General features: G+C 54.4%; 1 protein-coding gene. It reads left to right on the forward strand.

Going from position 1 to position 1,298, the window contains the following annotated elements:
• Positions 1-68 precede the first annotated feature (68 nt).
• Entirely contained in the window at positions 69-1,238 is a 1,170-nt protein-coding gene (locus C6H66_RS25525; RefSeq protein WP_105397080.1) for an RNA-guided endonuclease InsQ/TnpB family protein, read from the forward strand.
• Positions 1,239-1,298: the final 60 nt, after the last annotated feature.

Raw genomic sequence — 1,298 nt, forward strand, 5'->3', positions numbered from 1 at the left:
CCGGGGGGGGGGGGGRCACGCCCAAAAAAGCGGTTAAAATACATAAACTATCCCGATGAGCGCTGATGATGTTAAGAGCCACCAAAGTCCGCATTTACCCGACACCCGAACAGGCTGATTATCTCAATGCTCAGTTCGGTGCGGTCCGTTTCGCGTACAACAAGGCGCTCCACATCAAGAAGCACGCTTATCAACGCCACGGGGTGAACCTCAGCCCGCGTAAAGACCTCAAGCCCTTACTGTCAGTGGCGAAAAAATCCCGCCGGTATGCCTGGCTCAAAGCGTATGACGCCATCGCCTTGCAGCAGGCGGTGATTAACCTCGATATGGCGTTTTCCCACTTTTTTAATCCGAAGCTGAAAGCACGCTTCCCGGCGTTCAAACGCAAGCATGGCAGGCAGTCCAGCTATCATTGTGTCGGGGTGAAGGTGTTGGACGGAGCAATAAAAATACCCAAATTATCGCCGATAGAAGCCCGTCTGCACCGTGAAATGACCGGAGAGGTGAAAAGCATTACGCTGAGCCGTTCAGCCACCGGTAAATACTACGCCTCGATACTCTGTGATGACGGCATGGCCGCGCCCGCGAAGCCCGCTTTGATAACCCAGATGACAGGTTTGGATATGGGATTGTCTCACTACGCTGTCAAATCCAGCGGAGATAAGATGGCCAATCCCCGTCATCTTATCAATGCCGGCCGTAATCTGAGGCGTAAACAGAAGGCCCTCTCCCGGAAACAAAAAGGCAGCGCCAACCGTCGTAAAGCACGACAGAGGCTTGCCGCCGTACATGAGCGGGTAGCGAATGCCCGCGCCGATTTTCAACACAAACTGTCTCGTTCAATGGTTGACGAAAACCAAGCGATAATTGTGGAGACGCTGAAATCGGCCAACATGATGAAGAATCACCACCTTGCCCGCGCTATCGGGGATGCGGGCTGGCATGGCTTCATCAAGAAACTGGAATACAAAGCCGCAGCGGCAGGCGTCCATCTGGTCAAACTGGATCAGTGGTTCGCCAGTTCGAAAACCTGCCATTGCTGCGGTTACAAAATGCTGGAAATGCCGCTGCGTAAGCGGCTCTGGCAATGCCCTTTCTGTCGAGTCGAACATGACCGCGATATCAATGCGGCGCTCAACATCCAGCGCAAGGGCATAACAGAATTACAGGCGGCGGGACTCGTCGTCTCTGCCCACGGAGGCCAGCGTCAATCCGTCATAAAGACGGTGGCGGCCTGAGAAGTGGGAAGCCTCGCCGTTTTTACGGCGGGGAGTAGTCACAGCCTTTCCTTTACCATC

Origin of the sequence: Photorhabdus hindustanensis (assembly GCF_002968995.1) — a bacterium.
GTDB classification, from domain to species: Bacteria; Pseudomonadota; Gammaproteobacteria; order Enterobacterales; family Enterobacteriaceae; genus Photorhabdus; species Photorhabdus akhurstii.